Below are 19,121 nucleotides of genomic sequence, written 5' to 3'. Positions count from 1 at the left end.
CGATCTGGCGATCGTACTCACTACAAACCTATAGCCATCCTAAATCATTTGTGAATTTCTTACTCCCTCTCCTTGATAAGGGGAGGGTTGGGATGGGGTCAAAAATTTACGACTCCTGCAAGGATTGCTATATAAAGGTTATTTTACCGAACTAGATATGAATTACGAACCAACTCCCGTCATAAAAGGGAATATTTTAATTGTTGATGATATTCCGGCTAATTTGCAACTTTTAGCTCAAATACTCTCGCAGCAAGGGTACAAAACACGCACCGCCCCCGACGGCAAACTAGCGCTGCGGTCGATCGAGTTAACTCCTCCTGACTTGATTTTGCTCGACATCATGATGCCCGGTATGGACGGCTACAAAGTCTGCCAAGCATTGAAAGCTTCTCCCACAACCAAGGACATTCCGGTTATTTTTATTAGTGCTTTGAATGAAGTATTAGATAAAGTCAAAGCCTTTGAAGTTGGTGGTATAGATTATATCACAAAACCGTTTCACGAACTAGAAGTTTTGGCTCGAGTTTCAAATCAACTCGTGCAGCGCCAGTTGTTCCAGCAAACACAATCCTACGCCCAGCAACTCGAACAAAGCGTAACTGAACTAAAGAAAACTCAAGCTCAGTTAATACAGAAGGAAAAAATGGCTTCTTTAGGTCAGCTAGCTGCAGGAATTGCTCACGAAATCAACAATCCCGTCAGCTTTATCTACGGCAATATTGCTCTAGCGGCGGAGTATGCACGAGATTTGCTTCGCCTCGTCGAATTGTACCGCCATTACTATCCGCACCCCGTTGCAGAAATTATCGGCGAATTGGATGAGATTCAACCGGAATTCATCGCAGAGGATTATCCAAAACTGCTGAATTCGATGACAGAGGGTGCTTCTCGGATTAGCGAAATTGTAATGTCTTTGCGGAACTTCTCCCGCCTTGGCGAACAAAAGTACAAGCCAGTGGATATTCATGAAGGCATTGACAATACTTTAGTTATTTTGCAACATCGGCTGAAGGGAGCAAACAAAGCTGGTGAGATAGAGGTCATTAAAAACTACAGCCAACTGCCAAGAGTCACCTGTTATGCGAGTGAGTTAAATCAAGTGTTCATGAACCTGCTAACTAATGCTATTGATGCCCTGGAAAATCAATCGTCTCCCCGAAAAATTACCATCAGCACTTCAGTAGGTTTTGACTCAGAAGCTGCGCTGCACAATCAAGATTCAATATTAGCCACTCAAAACTATAAATCCGTTGTTATTCACATTGCCGATAACGGTTGTGGGATGAGTGAGGAAGTGCGCCACCAGATATTTGACCCATTTTTTACTACGAAACCTGTAGGTCGCGGTACTGGATTAGGGTTGGCCATCAGTCACGATATTGTAGTGGAAAAACATCGAGGTCAAATCAGTTGTACTTCTGCTCCGGGCCGAGGAACCGAGTTAATTTTGCAGATTCCGATATCTGTTAAATCAATTCCGGTTGCACCGGAATGACTGTTGACTGTTGACTGTTGACTGTTGACTGTTGACTGTTGACTGTTTGGAAATTTGAACAATACCGATGCCACCGGAAACGATATTAAATGTTAAAATATTTTAAATATTATAAGTTCGCAGTAAGGAGTTTAGCCCTGAAAGAGAGGACTAAACTCCTTACTACAAACAGGGGCGTAATAAGGACTAAAGTCCTGAGTTTGTATTTACTTTAAATCCAGCAATCCGCTAGTTTTCAGCTTAGGATTAAACCGGATTTCTTCAGTTACGCCCCGAGCTTTCAGCAGCGCGAAAATTTCATTTTCCACCCGCCGCGCGACATTTTTCAACAATTTATCTTTGGCAATTTCATCGGCGAATATACCTTCATAATTTGCCGTTTCTTGGGCAGTCATTACAGTTTTGGTGTCGATGGGATCGTTCCACTTGGCAGCATCGGCATCGTTACCCTGGGGTTGGGAACCGTTTTCGGCAATCCAACTTTCTCTAATACTTTCTAGAATTGTGCGGCTGGGCTTGTCAATAGTTTGAACTTTCAGCCAGTAGCAATATTGGGTCTGGCGTACCAAATGCTGTTTGAGGCTGAGGTAAATGTCGCGAGAATAGCCGACAAATTGCAGGACTTTCTCGCTGTCAAAAATCGCGTAAACGCCGATTTTTCCCTGGACAAAATCGGGCAATTTCCCCTCAGAGTCTATGTATGGAATGAATTCTAAGCTGGCGAGAGATTGAATGTCTTCTGTCATCCGATTTTAGATTTTAGATTTTAGATCTAAGATTAAACCACAGATTAACCAGCCTTTACTTAACTCTTGAAAACTCGATAAATTGCACAGAGGCGGCTGGGTTTAAATATTTTGGCTTGGAACATGAAATTAGGGGGGACGTTGACGATCGCAAAATCGCTCGATTGATGATACTTTTCAAATTCAGCAGGCATTCCCTTCGGCGTCTCGCTGCTGTAAGGGACTGGCTGAAAAAGTAACTCGGCAAACTCAATGCGCGAGCATTGCAATTGTAGCGCTATTTGTTTGACAAAGCTTTCACCGGTTAATAAACCGAACAGTGCAGTTTTAGCCTCTGGTTCGAGGACAAAACTGCTATCGTAGCTTTCAATAATCTTAAGACCCATTTTCTGTATACTCCTGGCAGATGGCGGTTAACGGTTATTGGTTAACTGTTTTGAGCGATCGACTTAATCCTGAATTTTACCTGAGACTGAGCGTTTTAAACGCAAAACGTATTCGGCAGGAGGTCAATCGATTTTAGATTTTAGATTTTAGATTAAAGGATTGAAGCATTGACCCCACGGATAAATTCTGGGGGCAAGTTTCATCGGATACAGGTTTTTTATTTCTCCACGGATGAATCCGGCGGCTTGTATCCTGGATGCTTTCGGTCAATGAAAATACCACAATCAGGAAATTTTGACAAATAGGCCTGATTTATTTGCCGATCGCTTTTATCATGTCGGTATCGCCATCTATCCGACTACGACTAAAAGGCTATGCAGAAGATTGAAAAAGCATCATTCCCAGCTTCCAGAAGTGCTCCGAACCAGCCGGACTGGCTAGAATTGGTAGAATACGCCTCTGTTGCTGGTTCCGCTATTGGCACGATTGCTGCAGGATTGTCGGGCCAAATTGTCTACGCTGCCGCCCCTTTAACCGCAGCACTCTCGATAAATCTCGCCAATCGCCAGCGTTTCGAGCAACAAATTCAACAAAAGGCAAATTCTGCGATTACGGACGTACAGGCCGCAGTAGAACGTCGCTCGCAGCAAGTTCAGATACTACCTGGAGAACCTGCGGAACTCTACACCGCCGTCTCCGACTTGCAGCAGAAACTCCTCGGCTTGGAATCCGGCGTCATCGCCGAGGTACAAGCTGCCGTAGCCTCCCTCGAACGCCAAGCCCAGGCGCTTCCGGCCGACTCTCAGGAACTCTACACCACCCTGTCCGATTTGCAGCAAAAACTCCGCATTTTGGAAAATAGCGCCCTCAGAGAGCATGATTGGGAAAATGTCAACGTCCGATTTTTATTGATGGGCGAACAGTTAACTGAAGTTAAAACTATTACGGCTCAGTTACAGGAGCGATCGAACGAAGTAGACTTGGATACAATCCAAGGTTCTCTCCAGCAATTGCAGGACTTGCTCGATCGACCCACAATAGACACAGGGATGCTGCAAACCGAGATTCATCATTTGCAGCAGCAAGTGTCCGAGTTGCAGAGACAAAATCAAGAAATTGTCAAGCCTTATTTGCAGCGTCTGACTCGCGCCGTGAAGAAACTATCAGCAAATTAGTCTTACTTATTCGTTTTTCGTAGGGTGCAGCGCGGGCATCTTCCCGCAGTCTTTTGTAGGGTGCGCCGGGCCGCGCACCTTACCAATGAGAAATTACCCGTTACTAAATTTTTGCCAAGCTTGCCAGAAAACATAAATCGATAACACTGCCAAGAGCGATCGAAAAGCTAAACTAACAATACGATCGGGCAATCTCGGCAAAAACCGCGTGCTCACCTGCGCGCCCAACAAACCGCCGCCGCCAAGAATTAACCCCACAACCCACAAAACATTCCCGCGCGCCGCGTGTCCCGCCGTCGCCGAAATTGCCGTGATGACGATGACGCCCAAGCTGGTTTGAATTGCAGTTTTAATGCTTTCTCCTAATAGCAAAATTTGCAGGGGAACCATAATTACGCCGCCGCCTACGCCAAACAAACCCGCTAATAAACCCGCCGCACTGCCGGTGGCAATTTTAGCAAAAGTTGGATGGAATAAAATATTTGAATTATGGGGTAATTCGTGATTGGTAATTGGTAATTGAGCATTTTCTCCTTGTCCCGCTTGTCCTCCCAGTCCCCCTTGTTCTAGTTCCGCTTTCTTCTTAGCTGTCAGGTGCTTGCGAACTTCAATCAAATAAATATTCAACCACAGCAACAACCCAAAAGTAAGTAACAGCAAGTAAGGCGGAAATATCCCCGCCAAATAAGCACCGATTTGTGCGGTGATGACGGCGGGAAATCCGATGCCTGCGACTTGACTCAAGTTGAGGTAGCCCATGCGCCAATTCTGGATGCTGCCAGAAATAGCTGTAATGACGATCGACAAACCGCTAGTAGCAACCGCTTCCACCGGAGCGTAATTGAGAGCCACCAACAAAGGCACGAGCACCGTACCGCCGCCGATACCCAAAAATCCAGCTAGAATTCCGGCAAAAATTCCCGCCGCACCCAACATCAATAATTCAGTGATAGTCATTAGTCATTAGTCATTAGTCAACAGTTAACAGTTAACAGTCAAATTTTAAGAATCATTAGTCGTGCCATCGGGCATAATTGCCCGCCTCAAATCTGCATCGCGGAAGTTAGTTCGATTGAGATTAGCATCAATCAAAACCGCTTCCACCAAAATAGCCCCGCTAAAATTAGACCAGCACAGCTTTGCCCGGTACAAATTAGCACCGCTCAAATTAGCTCTTGCCAGCGTTGACCAACTCACATTAGCAACTCTCAAATTAGCATTGCTCAGATTAGCTTCGGTGAGATTAGCTCCAATCATCGTTACTTGGCGCAAGTCTGCACCAGTCAGGTTGGCCCCGCTCAGCATCGCCCCGCTAAGAATTGCCTGATTCAGGTTAGCTCTTTCTAAAAGCGACTCGCTGAGAATGGCATTTGTCAGGTTTACCGCTTTGAGAGTTGACCAACTCAAATTTGCCTTCATCAAATTAATGCGAATCATGCTAGCGTCGGTTAAGTTGGCCGCAAACAAATTCGCTTCGGTAAAGTTGGCTTCGGTCAAATTAGCTTCAGTCAAATTAGCCTTGGTCATGTTGACTTCTCTGGCCATTGAGCCGCGCAGGTTGGCTCCCATCAGGTTAGCCCCGCTGAGATTGGCACGGCTCAAATCGGTACCGATGAGATTTGCTTCGCTGAGGTTGGCTTCTGTCATGTCCACCCCTGCCAATTTCACCTCGCGCAAGTTCGCTCCTGTCAGGTTAGCGCCTTTGAGGTTTGCGTCTTGGAAATTCGCTCTGGTAAAGTTAGCCTCGCTGAGGTTTACCCCTTTTAAGTCGGCCCCGGCGAGGTTAATTTCTCGAAAATTTCTTTCTCCGGCCGCATATTGCCTCAGAATTCGATCGGCCTCCATGTCATTCGCCTCGCAATTTTTTTTAAACGTTAGAGTGATGGGTGTTACCACATCATCCCAGATAAACACGGTATTCACCCTGCACGCTGTAGTATCTGTAGAATTTTTGCATTGCTTTCGGGACACTGCGGTGCCACTGCCTGTTAAAAGGTCTGACCAAAGAACGAGACGCAAGCCCCTGGCTTGGGCCGTGGGGATAAGTCGGTAGCGGTTTCAACCGCCTTCAGTATTTGATATAGTTTGAGTAGCAAGTAAGAACAACCATCTACGCGAGGAATCATCCTAGAGGGCGAGAAATCCCGGCAACGGAGCCGCCTGTGATGCGGAATACTTAAAGGGCAATTAATGGCAGGATGAGGAGCGTACCTACGTGGCTTTTGTGGTGGACTCAGAAAGCGAAAATAATTTAAAAGTAAGCGCAATTGCAATACCTCTGTTACTGGTAGTTGTTTTGAGCGTCTAGGGGGACTTTTGCCTGTCCCTTCCAAGTTTGTCTTGGAGAATCCTCCGGCTTGGGCCGTGGGGAGTGTCAAAAATATCAACGCTTCTGAGAAAATTAAAAATAGCGTAAAACTCTCGGCACTGGGCAGTAAAACAGCCAGCAGCAAAGACAGGACTAAGGCAAGCGTGTCACAGGTAGTCACGTGCTCTACTATGCGAAACCCTTGATAATCGGTTAAAAATCAAAATAGTAGAGCACCCTACAAGTCGATGGTCCCGATGCCCTTTGGCCTTAGTCCTAAAAGCAAAACAGCGACAGACAACAGAACAACAGACAACAGAGAAAGGAAATTTTAAAATGCCTGAAAATTTGAGAAGCCAAGCTGTGACTGGAGGTGTGCAGCGCGCGCCCAACCGAGCAATGCTGCGGGCAGTCGGTTTTGGTGACGGCGATTTCACCAAGCCGATTGTGGGGATTGCCAACGGGTACAGCACGATTACGCCCTGCAATATGGGATTGAACGACCTCGCTTTGCGGGCTATTGCGGGTGCAAAGGAAGCTGGGGCGATGCCACAGATGTTCGGTACGATTACTATCAGCGACGGGATCTCGATGGGAACAGAAGGGATGAAATATTCTCTGGTGTCGAGAGATGTGATTGCTGATTCCATCGAAACTGTTTGCAACGGCCAAAGTATGGACGGGGTGCTGGCTGTCGGCGGTTGCGATAAAAATATGCCGGGGGCGATGATTGCGATCGCCCGCATGAACATTCCTGCTATTTTTGTTTACGGTGGCACGATCAAACCAGGACACCACAACGGAAAAGATTTAACCGTTGTCAGCGCTTTTGAAGCAGTCGGTCAATTCAGCGCGGGAAAAATTGACGAAACAGAACTCAATGCAGTCGAACAAAAAGCTTGTCCCGGTGCGGGTTCATGCGGCGGAATGTTCACAGCAAATACCATGTCGAGCGCTTTTGAAGTGATGGGTATGAGTTTGCCTTATTCTTCGACAATGGCTGCTGAGGATGCCGAAAAAGCTGACAGCGCTGCTGAATCTGCAAAAGTGCTGGTGGAAGCTGTCCGCAAACAGTTGTTACCGAGCCAAATTTTGACGCGCAAGGCCTTTGAAAATGCGATCGCCGTCATCATGGCAGTCGGCGGTTCAACTAATGCTGTGCTGCATTTATTAGCCATTTCCAATGCGATCGGAGTTGAACTTTCCCTCGACGATTTTGAAACTATTCGAGCAAAAGTACCAGTGCTGTGCGACCTCAAACCCAGCGGCAAATACGTAGCAACCGATTTGCACACAGCCGGCGGCATTCCTCAAGTAATGAAAATGCTGCTAGAAAAGGGTTTGCTGCACGGAGACGCGCTGACAATTACCGGTCAAACTGTTGCCGAAGTGTTAGCAGATATTCCAGCCGAACCCCGCACCGACCAAGATGTCATCCGCCCTTGGAACAACCCGATGTACGCCCAAGGACATTTAGCAATTCTCAGGGGAAATCTGGCAACAGAAGGAGCCGTTGCTAAAATTACTGGCGTTAAAAAACCGCAAATTACCGGCCCGGCGCGGGTATTTGAATCTGAAGAAAATTGTTTGGATGCAATTTTAGCCGGCAAAATTCAAGCTGGAGATGTGATTATCATCCGCTACGAAGGGCCCAAAGGCGGGCCGGGAATGCGCGAAATGTTAGCACCAACTTCGGCAATTATTGGCGCCGGTTTGGGCGATTCTGTAGGATTAATTACTGACGGTCGCTTCTCTGGCGGAACTTACGGCATGGTGGTCGGTCACGTTGCACCAGAAGCACAAGTTGGCGGGACAATTGCTCTGGTAAAAGAGGGCGATTCGATTACAATTGATGCTAACAATCGCTTGTTGCAGCTCAATGTTTCTGATGCAGAATTGGAGCAGCGGCGCGCTCTTTGGCAGCCTCCTAAACCTCGCTATACTAGGGGCGTTTTGGCTAAATACGCTAAGTTGGTTTCTTCTAGCAGTATTGGTGCTGTGACTGATTTGGGTTTGGGTTAAAGTAGGAGTTTTTGTAATCGCAGATGAAGCCAGATCAACGCAGATGAACGCAGATAAAATCCTATCTGCGTTCATCTGTGTCCATCCGCTGATATCTGCGGTTACAAAATCCCAAATTAACGGCGCTGATTCAAAAAGCGGCTAGCCATCGACATTGCGTCAGTAATATCTACGTCGCCATCTCCATCTGTATCTAAAAACGTATTCAAAACGGGATTTCCGCCCTGGGCTGGATTTTGGGCGTTGCCGCCGGTTTGTAGCAAATTCAGTATGAGCGGCACCAAAACAGGTATCATCGCCTGCACTGTGGCGTTATTCAAACCGGTTCTTTGGGCGATATCGGCCACTATCTGCGTGAGTTGGCCGGCTCCGAACAAACTCTGTACTGCTTGGGGATTGGGATTTGTGCCGCTAAATTGGTTGACAAGTTGTTGAGCTTGTGCGTCTCCTGACTGCGATCGCACGTCTTGCAATGCCGATCGCACGTATCCGCCCAAAACCGACATCGCCAACTGAGTCGTACCCGCATCGACGCCCTGGTTGCCGCTCAACTGCTCTACCGCACCGATAATGTTGCCCAACTGATTGGGACTTGCTTGTTGGTTGGGATTGTCGATCGCGCTCAAAATTTGGTCAAATAGTCCCATCATTTTCGCTCCGTACAGTTGTTTCTCAACTTTAAATTATAGCAACTCCTGTTTTTCAAGATTACTGAAAATAGTTGTGATTTGGGTATTATCACTCATTTAGTGGGGTAGCGACAGCCAGTCAATCGATTTTAGATTTTAGATTTTAGATTTTAGATTTTAGAATTGAAGCATTGACCCCACGCATAAATTCGGGGGGCAAGTTTCATCGGATACAAGTTTTTTATTTCTGGGTCCTGAGTCTGCGAAGGAATGAATCCGGGGGCTTGTATCCTGGATGCTTTCGGTCAGTAACCAATCTAATACTATTTTAGATTTTAGATGTGGAATGAATTCTGACATCAGATTGCGGAGCGTGCTTGCAGTTACATTCTTTTTTGAAACAGGGATTAAAACGAATAATTTTTAAGTTTTTACAGTTCCTCTTTTTTTGGGCTTGGTTGGCACGTTCTCGTGGCCGAGGGAATTATATTCACGAGCAACTGGAGGTTGTAAGAGCGTATTTTGCCTTAAATCCTCATGCTTAATCGGCAGGGCTATCGAAAATTCCGTCCCCGTTCCCACCTCAGACCAAAAGTTAATTGTCCCCCCGTGTTTCTTAACGATAATTTCGCGACCAATTGCCAATCCCAAACCAGTACCTACACCTCTGGGTTTAGTAGTAAAGAATGTTTCAAACATTTTTTCTTGGCTCTCTGGTGCTATTCCCGTACCGTTATCAGAAATTCGCACTAGCACTGAGTCGTCGTCCAAGTATTCTGTAGTAATCACAATCCTCGGCGAAAAACTCGGTGCTTCCTGTTTGCCTGACTCCGAAGCCGATTGTTTTTTCGCCTCGGCTGAGCTGGATTTCTCACTTTTTGCTTTCTCTTCCACAGCATCTAGTGCATTGTTGAGAAGGTTCACAAATACCTGGTAAAGCAAACCCATATAGCCTTCCACAGTCGGAATATTCCCGTAATTTCGCACCACTTCAATGCCCTGTTTGATGCGGCTGTTGAGAATCAGCAAACTGCTGTCTATGCAGGCGTGCAAATCGACGGGATGAGGGGCTGCCTCATCGAGGCGCGAAAAATCTTTCAAACTTAAGATAATAGCTTTTGCTCTTTCAGCGCCTACTTGCATCGAGTCAAATATTTTGATCAAATCTTCTTTGAGAAAATCGATGTCTATTTCTTCGCCTTTGGCGATTACTGCGGCCGGGGGGTGGGAAATTTCTGTTTCGTAAGTTTTGAGCAAATCTAAAATATCTTCAACATAATTTCTGGCTGGGGCGATATTGGCATAAATAAAATTGATTGGGTTATTAACTTCGTGAGCAACACCGGCTAACATCCGCCCCAAAGTTGCCATTTTCTCATTTTGAAGTATCTGGCTTTCTTGTTCAGATTTCAATTCTTTGAGCAACTGATTTACTTTCTGAATCAGTTGATTCAGGGAAGCTGCTAATACTCCTACTTCATCGGTGCTGGTAACTGGTACTTGCAACTGAAAATTAGATTCTTCAGTCACTCGCTGAGCGATTTTAGTTACAGCGGCGAGGGGTTTGGCGATCGCCCGACTGGTGAAGCCCGCCAGCACTGCTGCAACGACGATCGACAGTACCATGCTACCCAAAATTATTTGCACCCGCAGCGCCTGGGCTCGCAGCAGATCCTCCCGCCCTGCATCTTCTTGTTGTTGGGCGCGATCGATAATTTCTGCTATATCATTGACCGCCCTATCTAGTTGCAACCCTATTTTATCTTGATCGAAATTCGACAGTAACTTACGTTTAACACTTTGTTGAGCGGGGTTATTTGGCAACTTACTAATTTTTTTATTAACTATTTCTAGGGGATAAATATAATTAGCCAGTAGCGAATCGCAAGTTTTTCTAATTTTTTCTATCCCTTCAATGTGTTCCAGATAGTTATTTTTCTTAAATTCTGAAAACAACACTTTTAAAGTAGAATTATTGTTTTGTAACTGTTGGTATTTCCTGTCAAATATTTGGGGCTGCTCTCTTATCCCGTAAATCAGCCATTCTTGGCTGTTTTGCGTCCGCAGTAAAGCCACCTGCAACTTATTTAAAAGCTGACTTTCTCGATCAATGTGTACTTGATTATTAGTTATTCGATAGTAATGAGTGCCCACCAACATCCCGACAGCCGTTCCCCCAATCGCAACACAAAGAGCGAGTGCGTACCCACGGCAGATTTTGTCGTGAATACTGAGGTTGCGGAAGGAACGGGCTATGTGAGTGAAATAATTGGGCTTTGGTGGCTGGGTCTCTTTGATGTTATGCTCGCAAGAGGTAGAGAGTTCTTGTGAAGGCTGATTCAGATGTTTGAGCTGCATAGATGCTAACCTGTGAATAATTCACGCACTGACAATTCAGTCTAACTTAACTCGCGGCGGATTTGAGAGTACCGCATTGATATTTAATGTGATAATTTTTGTAAATTAGGATGCTCTTACCCTGCCGAAGAAACCCGGTTTCTCGTTTCTACTTTCGGAGCTTCCAGGAGGCACTGGTGTTACAAAACCGGGTTTCTCTGTACTTAATGTTATATTTGTTTCTTAATAAAAAAGTATTGCTAGACTCGTGATCAAATAAATCACCGAATAAATAAGTAGGTAGATGCAAATAAACCAATCTGCGCTTCCGGCGGGTGATAAGCTGTAGCTGAGTTATTGTGCAAGCTACAATTGCAGCAAGAGGGCGATCGCACTCCATCTGCACCCGCTAACCACTAAAACCCCGCAAACCGCGCCCGCAGTCGGACAGAATCGCGATTTGCGGACTCGCGCAGTACGCTCCTCTTCGTTGGCGTAGCCCCCGTAGGGGCGGGCTTTTCTTCGGATCGCTTCGCTAACGCTAACGGGTGCTTCGCCATTTTAGATTTTAGATTTTAGATTTGCAATGACTGATGACTATCGGCGTAATGTAAAAATCAAAGCATAACCCTTTTATTTGCCACTCCCCTCATGCCTTTGCCGCGCCTATTAACCTTAATTGCTGCTTTCTGCCTCGCCCTGGGGCTGATTATTGGGCTGGTGAGTTCCTTAACAGGGCTTTACAGTCAAGTTGCGTGGTCTGCTTCTCCGCTGCTGGCTAATTTGCTGATTTTCCTGATAATTGTACTTTTGGGAACGCTAATTTTTGCGCTGGTTTACTATTTTAGGTTGCTGCAACGCCCTCAGAAAGTTAAGGGAAAACGGCCGATTACTCCGAAGATTCCTGTTGTGAAAAGTGAAGCAGCTTCGGAAAATCTCAAAGCAATTCGGCAACAAGTTGATCGCATTCAAGATGAAGTAGCGCGGCAAGCTTTGCTGTTGAGAGCCCGCGAAATTGAAGCTAGCATGGCTCGCGGCAGCGTTCGAGTAGTTGTTTTCGGCACCGGTTCTGCGGGCAAAACTTCCGCTGTGAATGCGCTGGTGGGGCGGATGGCGGGACAGGTGGGTGCGCCGATGGGAACTACCGAAGTTGGGGAAACTTACACTCTGAAATTGAAAGGAATCGATCGAGAATTAGCAATTACTGATACCCCAGGTATCTTGGAAGCGGGAGTTGCGGGGACTTACAGAGAGGAATTGGCGAGGCAGTTGGCGGCGAGGGCAGATTTGATCTTATTTGTTTTGGACGGCGATTTGCGAAAATCAGAGTACGAACCGCTGCGGACTTTGGCGGAAATTGGCAAAAGGTCGATCGTGGTTTTTAATAAAGTTGACCTTTATCCCGACACCGACAGAGATGAAATTCTCGATCGACTGCGGCAGCGAGTCAAAGGTTTTGTATCAGCAATGGATGTAGTCGCCATTAGCGCCAATCCGCAAAAAGTTGTACTAGAAGATGGCACAATTTTTCAGCCAGACCCGGATATTATGCCATTAATTCGGCGCGTCGCTGCGATTTTGCGAGCCGAAGGCGAAGACTTAATTGCGGATAATATTTTGCTGCAATCTCAGCACTTGGGAGACCAAGCGCGTAAGTTAATTGACGCTCAAAGAAGGCGGCAAGCTGATAAGGCAGTAGAGCGATTTCAGTGGATCGGAGCCGGAGTAATTGCTGTCACGCCTTTGCCAGTTGTGGATTTGTTAGCGACAGCAGCAGTTAACGCTCAAATGGTAGTAGAAATTGCCAAGATTTACGGCTGCGAATTAAATATCGACCGCGCCAAAGAATTGGCATTGTCTCTAGCAAAAACCCTAGCAAGTTTGGGAATAGTTGAAGGTGTAATTCAAGTAGTGTCTAGGGCGCTGCAGTTAAGCGTGGCCGGGTTTGTACTGGGCAAAGCAATTCAAGCAGTCAGTGCCGCTTATTTAACCAGAATTGCTGGTAAAAGTTTTATTGAATATTTCCGCCATGACCAAGATTGGGGCGATGGTGGCATCACCGAAGTTGTGCAAAGGCAGTTTCAGTTAAATCGGAAAGACGAGTTTGTCAAAGCATTTGTCAAAGATGCGATCGCCCGCGTTGTCGAACCTCTGAACATTTATCAGCAAGAATCGGAACCAGAATTAGAAATGTCAGCAGAATTGGAATCAGAAATACAACCAGAACCTTTGTATCAGCCGCCGCCGCAACAAGACGACTGGGAAACTTACAGCAACAAACGCAACGATGAGTGGTAATTGGGAATTGGGAATTGGGAATTGGGAATTGGGAATGGGGAATTGGGCATTGTCAACTGTCAACTGTCAACTAAGAGGGCGGGCACAGGGTCACCGCCCCTACCAACTGACAACTGACAACTGACTAATAACTAATTTTGCCCCACCAACAAATAAACGATCATTTCTCCTTTACCTTTAATCTCAACAGCACCGCGTTTTTTAAACAAAAATTTATCTTTTAAATGATCATAAACCGCAGCAGTCACCTGAATTTCCCCCGGAATACCGCTTGATTCCATCCGCTGAGCAACATTTACTGTATCGCCCCACAAATCGTAACTAAATTTAGTTAAACCAATGACTCCCGCCACCACCCCACCAATATTTATCCCAATGCGGAGACTAAAGTTGTGATTGTTTTCGACATTGAAGCTAGCGACAGCAGCTTGCATATCCAGTGCCATTTGGGCGATCGCCAAAGCGTGATTTTCCTGCGGTTCGGGCAAACCGCCGACTACCATGTAAGCGTCACCCATAGTTTTGATTTTCTCCAAACCGTGCCGTAACGATAACTCGTCAAATAGACTAAAAATTTGATTCAGAACTTTCACCGTTTCTGCCGCACTTTTTTGAGAGGCAAAATTCGTAAATCCCACCAAATCGGCGAATAAAACGCTGACATCCGAAAAGCTGTCAGCAATTATGCTTTGTCCCTCCTGCAAGCGATCTGCAATCGGTTTCGGCAAAATATTTAATAGCAATTCTTCAATTTTTTCTTTCTGAGACTTGGTTTTTTCCAACAGCAAGCGCGTTTCCATTTCTGCCTGTTCCCGATAGGCGATTTCCTGCTGCAACATCAGATTTTTATCCCTCAGTTGCAACTCTAGTTCCCGCAGCCGCAATTGATTTTCTACCCTAGCTACCACCTCTACGGTTTGAAAAGGTTTAGTAATGTAGTCTGCCCCGCCAGCATTAAAGGCTTTCACCTTCTCAGAAGCTTCTACCACAGCAGTCAAAAAAATAATGGGAATGCCACGAGTGCTAGCGTTCGCTTTCAAGCGACTGCAAACTTCATAGCCATCCATATCGGGCATCATAATATCGAGCAAAATCAAGTCAGGCTGAGCCAAATCCACAGCATCGAGTGCCTGTTGACCGCTAGATGCAGCTTCTACTTTATAGCCTTTCCTGGATAATATCAGCTCCATTAACAATAAATTGTTAAGACTGTCGTCCACAATTAAAATACTGCCCCTTAATTTTTCTGAAGATAATTGATTCATCGGCTTGCTACGGGCTTAGTTAAACTTAAAATTTGTTTATTTTTATAAATTACGCACAGGTGCGTCCAAACCTATTTTTTTTTTCACGGAAAGACGCACTGCCGAAGCCAAGCAAGAGGAAAAAAACAGGTTTGTGAGGGCATGATTGCCTCCTGAACTCAAATTTATTATACTAATTTGTCAAAACAGCGAAAGCTGGGGCTAAAATTTCATATTGCGGGTAAATTCGATCGGCCTCAGCATCGATTGATTGACTGGCAAATTGATTCACTACTTGCTGGCAAGTTTTGAAACCAAAAATATCCCACGAACCCCACCGCTGCAATTTGCACTACAAAAGACAAAGGAGACTACCTGGACACTTTGCAGGGGGAATTTTCCCGAAATTTTGACGCGGAGCTAGATTCAAAAGTAGGATCGAGCTCCTGGGCGGTTGAGAAATGGGCGTGATTTTTTAATCAGATGTTCCCTGAGTCTCCGGTGCCGCATTATATTAAGAAATATAACAATATTTTTACATATTGGGGAGACTCCGGGGGATCAAGTCAAACCGAGCGATCGGATCGAACACAACTTTGATAAGATTTAAGATTGACAACAAAATTTGCTATTGTGCGTCCGGGTAAAAACAATGAGCGATCGACCAATTATTCTCGGTATTGTCGGAGACAGCGCAGCGGGCAAAACCACCCTGACTCGGGGAATTGCCCAAGTATTGGGGCCAGAAAATGTCACTGTGATTTGCACTGACGACTATCATCGCTACGACAGAAAGCAGCGGGCAGAAATCGGAATCACAGCATTGCATCCCGACTGCAATTACCTCGACATCATGCAGCAGCACCTCAGTCTGCTGCGTACCGGACAAGCAATTCTCAAACCCATCTACAACCACACCACAGGTACATTCGACCCACCGGAATACATCAAGCCCAGCAAATTTGTAATAGTTGAAGGTTTGCTGGGTTACGCAACCCGAACAATCCGCGATTCTTACGACGTAAAAGTGTATCTTGCTCCTCCCGAAGAGTTGCGAACTCAGTGGAAAGTTAAGCGCGATATTATGAAGCGCGGTTATACTGAAGAACAGGTGCTTGCAGAAATAAAAAAACGGGAACCGGACTCGGAAGACTTCATTCGTCCTCAGCGCAAATCGGCTGACGTTGTAGTTAGTTTTTACCCGCCCGAAGCGGATAATGAATCAAATTTGAGCGTCCGTTTAGTGCTCAGACCGACAATTCCTCACCCTGATTTTACTGAGATTTTAGGTCGAGGCAGCGAGAGTTTTAAACCTGCAATTCGCTTGGGACTTGATCGGGATATGGGCAAACCAGTTGACGTTTTGGAAGTAGACTCGCACGCTACCAGCGAGCAAGTAAACGAACTGGAAATGATGTTGTGTAGCGAGTTGCCACACCTGCGGGGATTTTGCTCCGCCCAAGGCAACCCGGAAATTGGCAAACTTATCGGCACAACTGGCGAAGTTTTGCAAAGTTACCCACTAGCTTTGACGCAGTTGCTAGTTGCATATCACATGATGAAAGCAATTCATGTGTATTAGTTAGTTGTTAGCTGGCAGTTGTTGGTTGTTAGTTGTTAGTTATTATTGCAATGATTAATAACCAATAACCAATAACTAATGTACTCGGAAAGTCAGATTAGCATTAGCTAATTGCTGAATTGGCATGGAGACTGGCAACTGACTTTGAGGTGCGGGCAGCATTTCGCCTCGGAAGTCGAGGAGGGTGACGAGCAGCAGGTAGGCTACTGCTAAAATTATAGAAATCACCCCAGTGATAATAGCAATAATTTTTGAACGATCCATATTCAGAATATTTTCAGTACAGCTAATATTAGTTTAACATTAAAAAGAGCGATTATTACTGAACTGATGCAATAGAATATAATCAGGTGCTACTTATTTCGCTTACGAAAATGGAACCTCTTATAGACGCGCCAAATCCCACCGAGATGCACGGAGCTACCCCTGTGGTGGAAACATTTAATCTGGGGAAGTTCTACCGTACCGGCTTCTGGATGAATGAAAAAATTGAATCGCTCAAAAATTGCACTCTGACTGTCTCTGAGGGGGAAACTTTCGGGTTGTTAGGGCAAAATGGAGCGGGGAAAACTACGCTGCTGAAAACTTTGCTGGGTATAGTGCGCCCCACTTCTGGGCGGGCGCTGCTGTTGGGGAGGCCTTTGGGCGATCGCGCTGTGAAGCAGCGAGTCGGCTATTTGCCAGAAAATCCCTATTTTTACGATTATCTCACGGGCTGGGAATTCTTGCAATTTGCGGCGGGCTTGTTTGAAATTCCCCCCTCGATTCAGCGGCAGCGAATTCCGAATTTGTTAGATTTAGTTGGGCTATCTCAATCGGCGGCAATAAAAAAACAGTTGCGGCAGTATTCTAAGGGAATGCTGCAACGGATCGGCATGGCTCAAGCTTTGATTAACAATCCAGATGTGGTATTTTTGGATGAGCCGATGTCTGGTTTAGATCCGATGGGGCGCTATCAGATGCGGGAGATAATTTTATCGCTGAAAAATCAAGGAAAAACAATTTTTTTTAATTCGCATATATTGTCTGATGTGGAGAAGATTTGCGATCGAGTGGCAATTTTAGCGAAGGGTGAGTTAATCTGCATTGGTGCGATCGACGAACTCTTGGGTAATACTGAAACTTACCGGGTTGAAGGTAGGGGCGGCCACTTGAATATCCTGAAAAAATGGATACCGGATATGGAAGTTGATAATGATTTGTGGTACGGTCATTTGCAGGGCGAGCCGAAGGAGTTTATTTCTAGTCTGAGTGGTACGGGAGGGCAGCTAATTGCCATGAATTTGGCTAAGCCTAGTTTGGAAGAGTTTTTTATGCAGCAACTGCAAGAAAGAGGGATTTATTCTAGTGGTTGAACTGGCGCGGGGCGGGTTTACGAGATTGTGGGTTTTGGGCAATTATTGTCGGTGAACCCGCCCCTACAAAGTTATATTTTTTACTTCCGTTAACAATGGCAACGGTAGATTTGCACGCACTAACTCTGCACAATTCCCCTGTCGCAAATACTCACAAACTTCAGAAATAATCGCATTTGCCGCATCTAAATCTCCTGCTTGAGAAGCATGATAGTGCGCTCTGATTAGCGGCTTAATATCCTCGATTTCTTGCCATTCTGATTTTGCTTTGAGGGGAATGCTGATATAATAATTATAGGCTTGGCTGTGGGCGGTACGGAGATTTTCAGCGTTTTGACTTAGCAGGTACTCGCCCTTTTCTCGAACTAGCGGATGCAAGTGATAGGATTTGAGGTGGCGATCGTAATATAGCAATTGTCGTCGCTTGAAGGCCTGAATAATACTTTCTTTAAGTTCATATTTGCTAACTTCTGGCATTTGAGCGCTAATCCCTGCAAAAGATAGCGGATATTCTGAGGTTTGATAGACAGAAATTCGGCTGAGACAAGTTTGCTCGCCGTCGCCCAGACGTGCTATCATTTTATCGATCGCTCTTTCAAGATATCGAATCAGCAACCAGTCTCTCTGGTGCAGAAAAATCCCCACATTTCCCTGAAACTCGGTATCGTCTCGAATCAAGGCTGCTACGAGTTGTAACGCTTTGGGATGTCCTGAATAGCGATCGCCCATTTCGGCTAATTCCTCTGCATTCGCAGTCAAATTAAAAGATTGCAATAGGGCAACTGCGCTATCTTGAGCCAATCCGTTTAGCTGGATTTCGCGGGTGACTGTTGGTGGCAATTCGGCTAAGCTTTCGCGACTGGTAAATATAATTTTGCTTTGATGTTCTGTTTCTAATAGTTGTTTGAATAACCAAGCATATTCTGCACAATCCTCGGCGAAATAACCAGCCGCTTTTGCCTCTCCAGCTTTCAAAAGTGTGTCGGCGCGATCGAAAACGAGCAAGCAAGGTTTAGCTTTGAGAACTTTTATCAGTTTTTCGCTCTTTTGGAAAGAGTCTTCTTGAGGATTGACGGCGGTGGTGATGTCGCCGTTGGAGAGGGTGAATAGCAGGGAGTCAATTGTGCGATCGCAGGGGGGTGCTTTGCCTATTGCAGATTGCAAGGATTGCCAAGTAGCGCAGGTGAAGGGGGTTTTTTCTGTGTGGAGTTGGCGAATTAGTTGGCTGACGAGGGTGGTTTTGCCGATGCCCGGTAATCCGACTATTGAGATGGCGATGGGAACCCCCCAGGGCGGGCACGGGGGCACCGCCCCTACAAGATGGGGTTCAACAATTAGGGTTTTTAAGGTGTCGATTTCTTTGGTGCGCTGTACCCAATTTCTGACGGGGGGTAAGTTTTCTGGGAGGGGGAAAGTGCGATCGTTTTGGTTGTCTTGGGGGATATCTGCGATCGGGGCTGATAGTAATACCACTTCTCCAAAAATATGCTACAATAGCACTTCTAGCAAAAGGACGATTGTATGAAAGTAAATTACCAAG

At 45.8% G+C, this 19,121-nt stretch carries 15 protein-coding genes; 6 read left to right on the top strand and 9 right to left on the bottom strand.

Annotation, left to right across the window (positions count from 1 at the left end):
* Positions 1–157: 157 nt before the first annotated feature.
* On the top strand, positions 158–1,498 hold the full coding sequence (locus QUA10_RS14440) for a response regulator (protein WP_333083214.1): 1,341 nt from the start codon (positions 158–160) through the stop codon (positions 1,496–1,498).
* A gap of 206 nt (positions 1,499–1,704) precedes the next feature.
* Here QUA10_RS14440 and QUA10_RS14435 read toward each other — a convergent pair whose 3' ends face one another.
* Both QUA10_RS14435 and QUA10_RS14430 read right to left on the bottom strand, forming a co-directional pair.
* Complete coding sequence (locus QUA10_RS14435) at positions 1,705–2,244, bottom strand: GIY-YIG nuclease family protein (protein WP_333083215.1); 540 nt, start codon at positions 2,242–2,244, stop codon at positions 1,705–1,707.
* Between the two features lie 59 nt (positions 2,245–2,303).
* Positions 2,304–2,630 carry a hypothetical protein gene (locus QUA10_RS14430; RefSeq protein WP_242722461.1) on the bottom strand — a complete coding sequence of 109 codons (327 nt, stop codon included), beginning with the start codon at positions 2,628–2,630 and terminating at the stop codon, positions 2,304–2,306.
* A 375-nt stretch (positions 2,631–3,005) separates the two neighbouring features.
* On the opposite strand from QUA10_RS14430, the gene QUA10_RS14425 reads away from it, so the two are divergent.
* Positions 3,006–3,806 carry a hypothetical protein gene (locus QUA10_RS14425; RefSeq protein WP_333083216.1) on the top strand — a complete coding sequence of 267 codons (801 nt, stop codon included), beginning with the start codon at positions 3,006–3,008 and terminating at the stop codon, positions 3,804–3,806.
* Positions 3,807–3,899: 93 nt separating this feature from the next.
* Here QUA10_RS14425 and QUA10_RS14420 read toward each other — a convergent pair whose 3' ends face one another.
* Together QUA10_RS14420 and QUA10_RS14415 are read right to left on the bottom strand one after the other, a co-directional pair.
* A complete protein-coding gene (locus QUA10_RS14420; protein ID WP_333083217.1) occupies positions 3,900–4,763 on the bottom strand; it encodes a sulfite exporter TauE/SafE family protein in 864 nt (287 codons plus the stop codon).
* 45 nt (positions 4,764–4,808) lie between these two features.
* Positions 4,809–5,651 carry a pentapeptide repeat-containing protein gene (locus QUA10_RS14415; RefSeq protein WP_333083227.1) on the bottom strand — a complete coding sequence of 281 codons (843 nt, stop codon included), beginning with the start codon at positions 5,649–5,651 and terminating at the stop codon, positions 4,809–4,811.
* Between the two features lie 799 nt (positions 5,652–6,450).
* Between QUA10_RS14415 and ilvD the strand changes: the two genes are divergently transcribed.
* Positions 6,451–8,136 carry a dihydroxy-acid dehydratase gene (gene ilvD, locus QUA10_RS14410; protein WP_333083218.1) on the top strand — a complete coding sequence of 562 codons (1,686 nt, stop codon included), beginning with the start codon at positions 6,451–6,453 and terminating at the stop codon, positions 8,134–8,136.
* Between the two features lie 116 nt (positions 8,137–8,252).
* On the opposite strand, the gene QUA10_RS14405 is transcribed toward ilvD, so the two are convergent.
* Together QUA10_RS14405 and QUA10_RS14400 are read right to left on the bottom strand one after the other, a co-directional pair.
* A complete protein-coding gene (locus QUA10_RS14405; protein ID WP_333083228.1) occupies positions 8,253–8,783 on the bottom strand; it encodes a hypothetical protein in 531 nt (176 codons plus the stop codon).
* A 405-nt stretch (positions 8,784–9,188) separates the two neighbouring features.
* A complete protein-coding gene (locus QUA10_RS14400) occupies positions 9,189–11,123 on the bottom strand; it encodes an ATP-binding protein (protein WP_333083219.1) in 1,935 nt (644 codons plus the stop codon).
* Positions 11,124–11,753: 630 nt separating this feature from the next.
* On the opposite strand from QUA10_RS14400, the gene QUA10_RS14395 reads away from it, so the two are divergent.
* On the top strand, positions 11,754–13,400 hold the full coding sequence (locus QUA10_RS14395; RefSeq protein WP_333083220.1) for a GTP-binding protein: 1,647 nt from the start codon (positions 11,754–11,756) through the stop codon (positions 13,398–13,400).
* A 131-nt stretch (positions 13,401–13,531) separates the two neighbouring features.
* Here QUA10_RS14395 and QUA10_RS14390 read toward each other — a convergent pair whose 3' ends face one another.
* On the bottom strand, positions 13,532–14,665 hold the full coding sequence (locus QUA10_RS14390; RefSeq protein ID WP_333083221.1) for an adenylate/guanylate cyclase domain-containing protein: 1,134 nt from the start codon (positions 14,663–14,665) through the stop codon (positions 13,532–13,534).
* 631 nt (positions 14,666–15,296) lie between these two features.
* Here QUA10_RS14390 and QUA10_RS14385 point away from each other — a divergent pair.
* On the top strand, positions 15,297–16,226 hold the full coding sequence (locus QUA10_RS14385; RefSeq protein ID WP_333083222.1) for a phosphoribulokinase: 930 nt from the start codon (positions 15,297–15,299) through the stop codon (positions 16,224–16,226).
* A 75-nt stretch (positions 16,227–16,301) separates the two neighbouring features.
* On the opposite strand, the gene QUA10_RS14380 is transcribed toward QUA10_RS14385, so the two are convergent.
* Positions 16,302–16,490 carry a hypothetical protein gene (locus tag QUA10_RS14380; protein WP_333083223.1) on the bottom strand — a complete coding sequence of 63 codons (189 nt, stop codon included), beginning with the start codon at positions 16,488–16,490 and terminating at the stop codon, positions 16,302–16,304.
* A gap of 110 nt (positions 16,491–16,600) precedes the next feature.
* On the opposite strand from QUA10_RS14380, the gene QUA10_RS14375 reads away from it, so the two are divergent.
* Positions 16,601–17,581, top strand: coding sequence for an ABC transporter ATP-binding protein (locus tag QUA10_RS14375; RefSeq protein WP_333083224.1), 981 nt, complete (start codon positions 16,601–16,603; stop codon positions 17,579–17,581).
* 63 nt (positions 17,582–17,644) lie between these two features.
* On the opposite strand, the gene QUA10_RS14370 is transcribed toward QUA10_RS14375, so the two are convergent.
* Positions 17,645–19,054: an NB-ARC domain-containing protein gene (locus QUA10_RS14370; protein WP_333083225.1), complete on the bottom strand. Its 1,410-nt coding sequence runs from the start codon at positions 19,052–19,054 to the stop codon at positions 17,645–17,647.
* Positions 19,055–19,121 lie beyond the last annotated feature (67 nt).

Source organism: Microcoleus sp. Pol8_D6, from assembly GCF_036700965.1.
Taxonomy (GTDB): Bacteria; Cyanobacteriota; Cyanobacteriia; order Cyanobacteriales; family Microcoleaceae; genus Microcoleus.
The sequence above is the reverse complement of the archived record's forward strand: the minus strand, read 5'-3'. Positions and strand labels throughout refer to the sequence as shown.

Excerpts from the sequence above, each read along its gene's own strand:
- QUA10_RS14430 (WP_242722461.1), bottom strand. The coding sequence starts at position 2,630 with ATGGGTCTTAAGATTATTGAAAGCTACGATAGCAGTTTTGTCCTCGAA.
- QUA10_RS14415 (WP_333083227.1), bottom strand. The coding sequence starts at position 5,651 with ATGGAGGCCGATCGAATTCTGAGGCAATATGCGGCCGGAGAAAGAAAT.
- QUA10_RS14375 (WP_333083224.1), top strand. The coding sequence starts at position 16,601 with ATGGAACCTCTTATAGACGCGCCAAATCCCACCGAGATGCACGGAGCT.
- QUA10_RS14435 (WP_333083215.1), bottom strand. The coding sequence starts at position 2,244 with ATGACAGAAGACATTCAATCTCTCGCCAGCTTAGAATTCATTCCATAC.
- QUA10_RS14440 (WP_333083214.1), top strand. The coding sequence starts at position 158 with ATGAATTACGAACCAACTCCCGTCATAAAAGGGAATATTTTAATTGTT.
- QUA10_RS14380 (WP_333083223.1), bottom strand. The coding sequence starts at position 16,490 with ATGGATCGTTCAAAAATTATTGCTATTATCACTGGGGTGATTTCTATA.
- QUA10_RS14405 (WP_333083228.1), bottom strand. The coding sequence starts at position 8,783 with ATGGGACTATTTGACCAAATTTTGAGCGCGATCGACAATCCCAACCAA.
- QUA10_RS14420 (WP_333083217.1), bottom strand. The coding sequence starts at position 4,763 with ATGACTATCACTGAATTATTGATGTTGGGTGCGGCGGGAATTTTTGCC.
- QUA10_RS14425 (WP_333083216.1), top strand. The coding sequence starts at position 3,006 with ATGCAGAAGATTGAAAAAGCATCATTCCCAGCTTCCAGAAGTGCTCCG.
- QUA10_RS14385 (WP_333083222.1), top strand. The coding sequence starts at position 15,297 with ATGAGCGATCGACCAATTATTCTCGGTATTGTCGGAGACAGCGCAGCG.
- QUA10_RS14400 (WP_333083219.1), bottom strand. The coding sequence starts at position 11,123 with ATGCAGCTCAAACATCTGAATCAGCCTTCACAAGAACTCTCTACCTCT.
- ilvD (WP_333083218.1), top strand. The coding sequence starts at position 6,451 with ATGCCTGAAAATTTGAGAAGCCAAGCTGTGACTGGAGGTGTGCAGCGC.
- QUA10_RS14390 (WP_333083221.1), bottom strand. The coding sequence starts at position 14,665 with ATGAATCAATTATCTTCAGAAAAATTAAGGGGCAGTATTTTAATTGTG.
- QUA10_RS14395 (WP_333083220.1), top strand. The coding sequence starts at position 11,754 with ATGCCTTTGCCGCGCCTATTAACCTTAATTGCTGCTTTCTGCCTCGCC.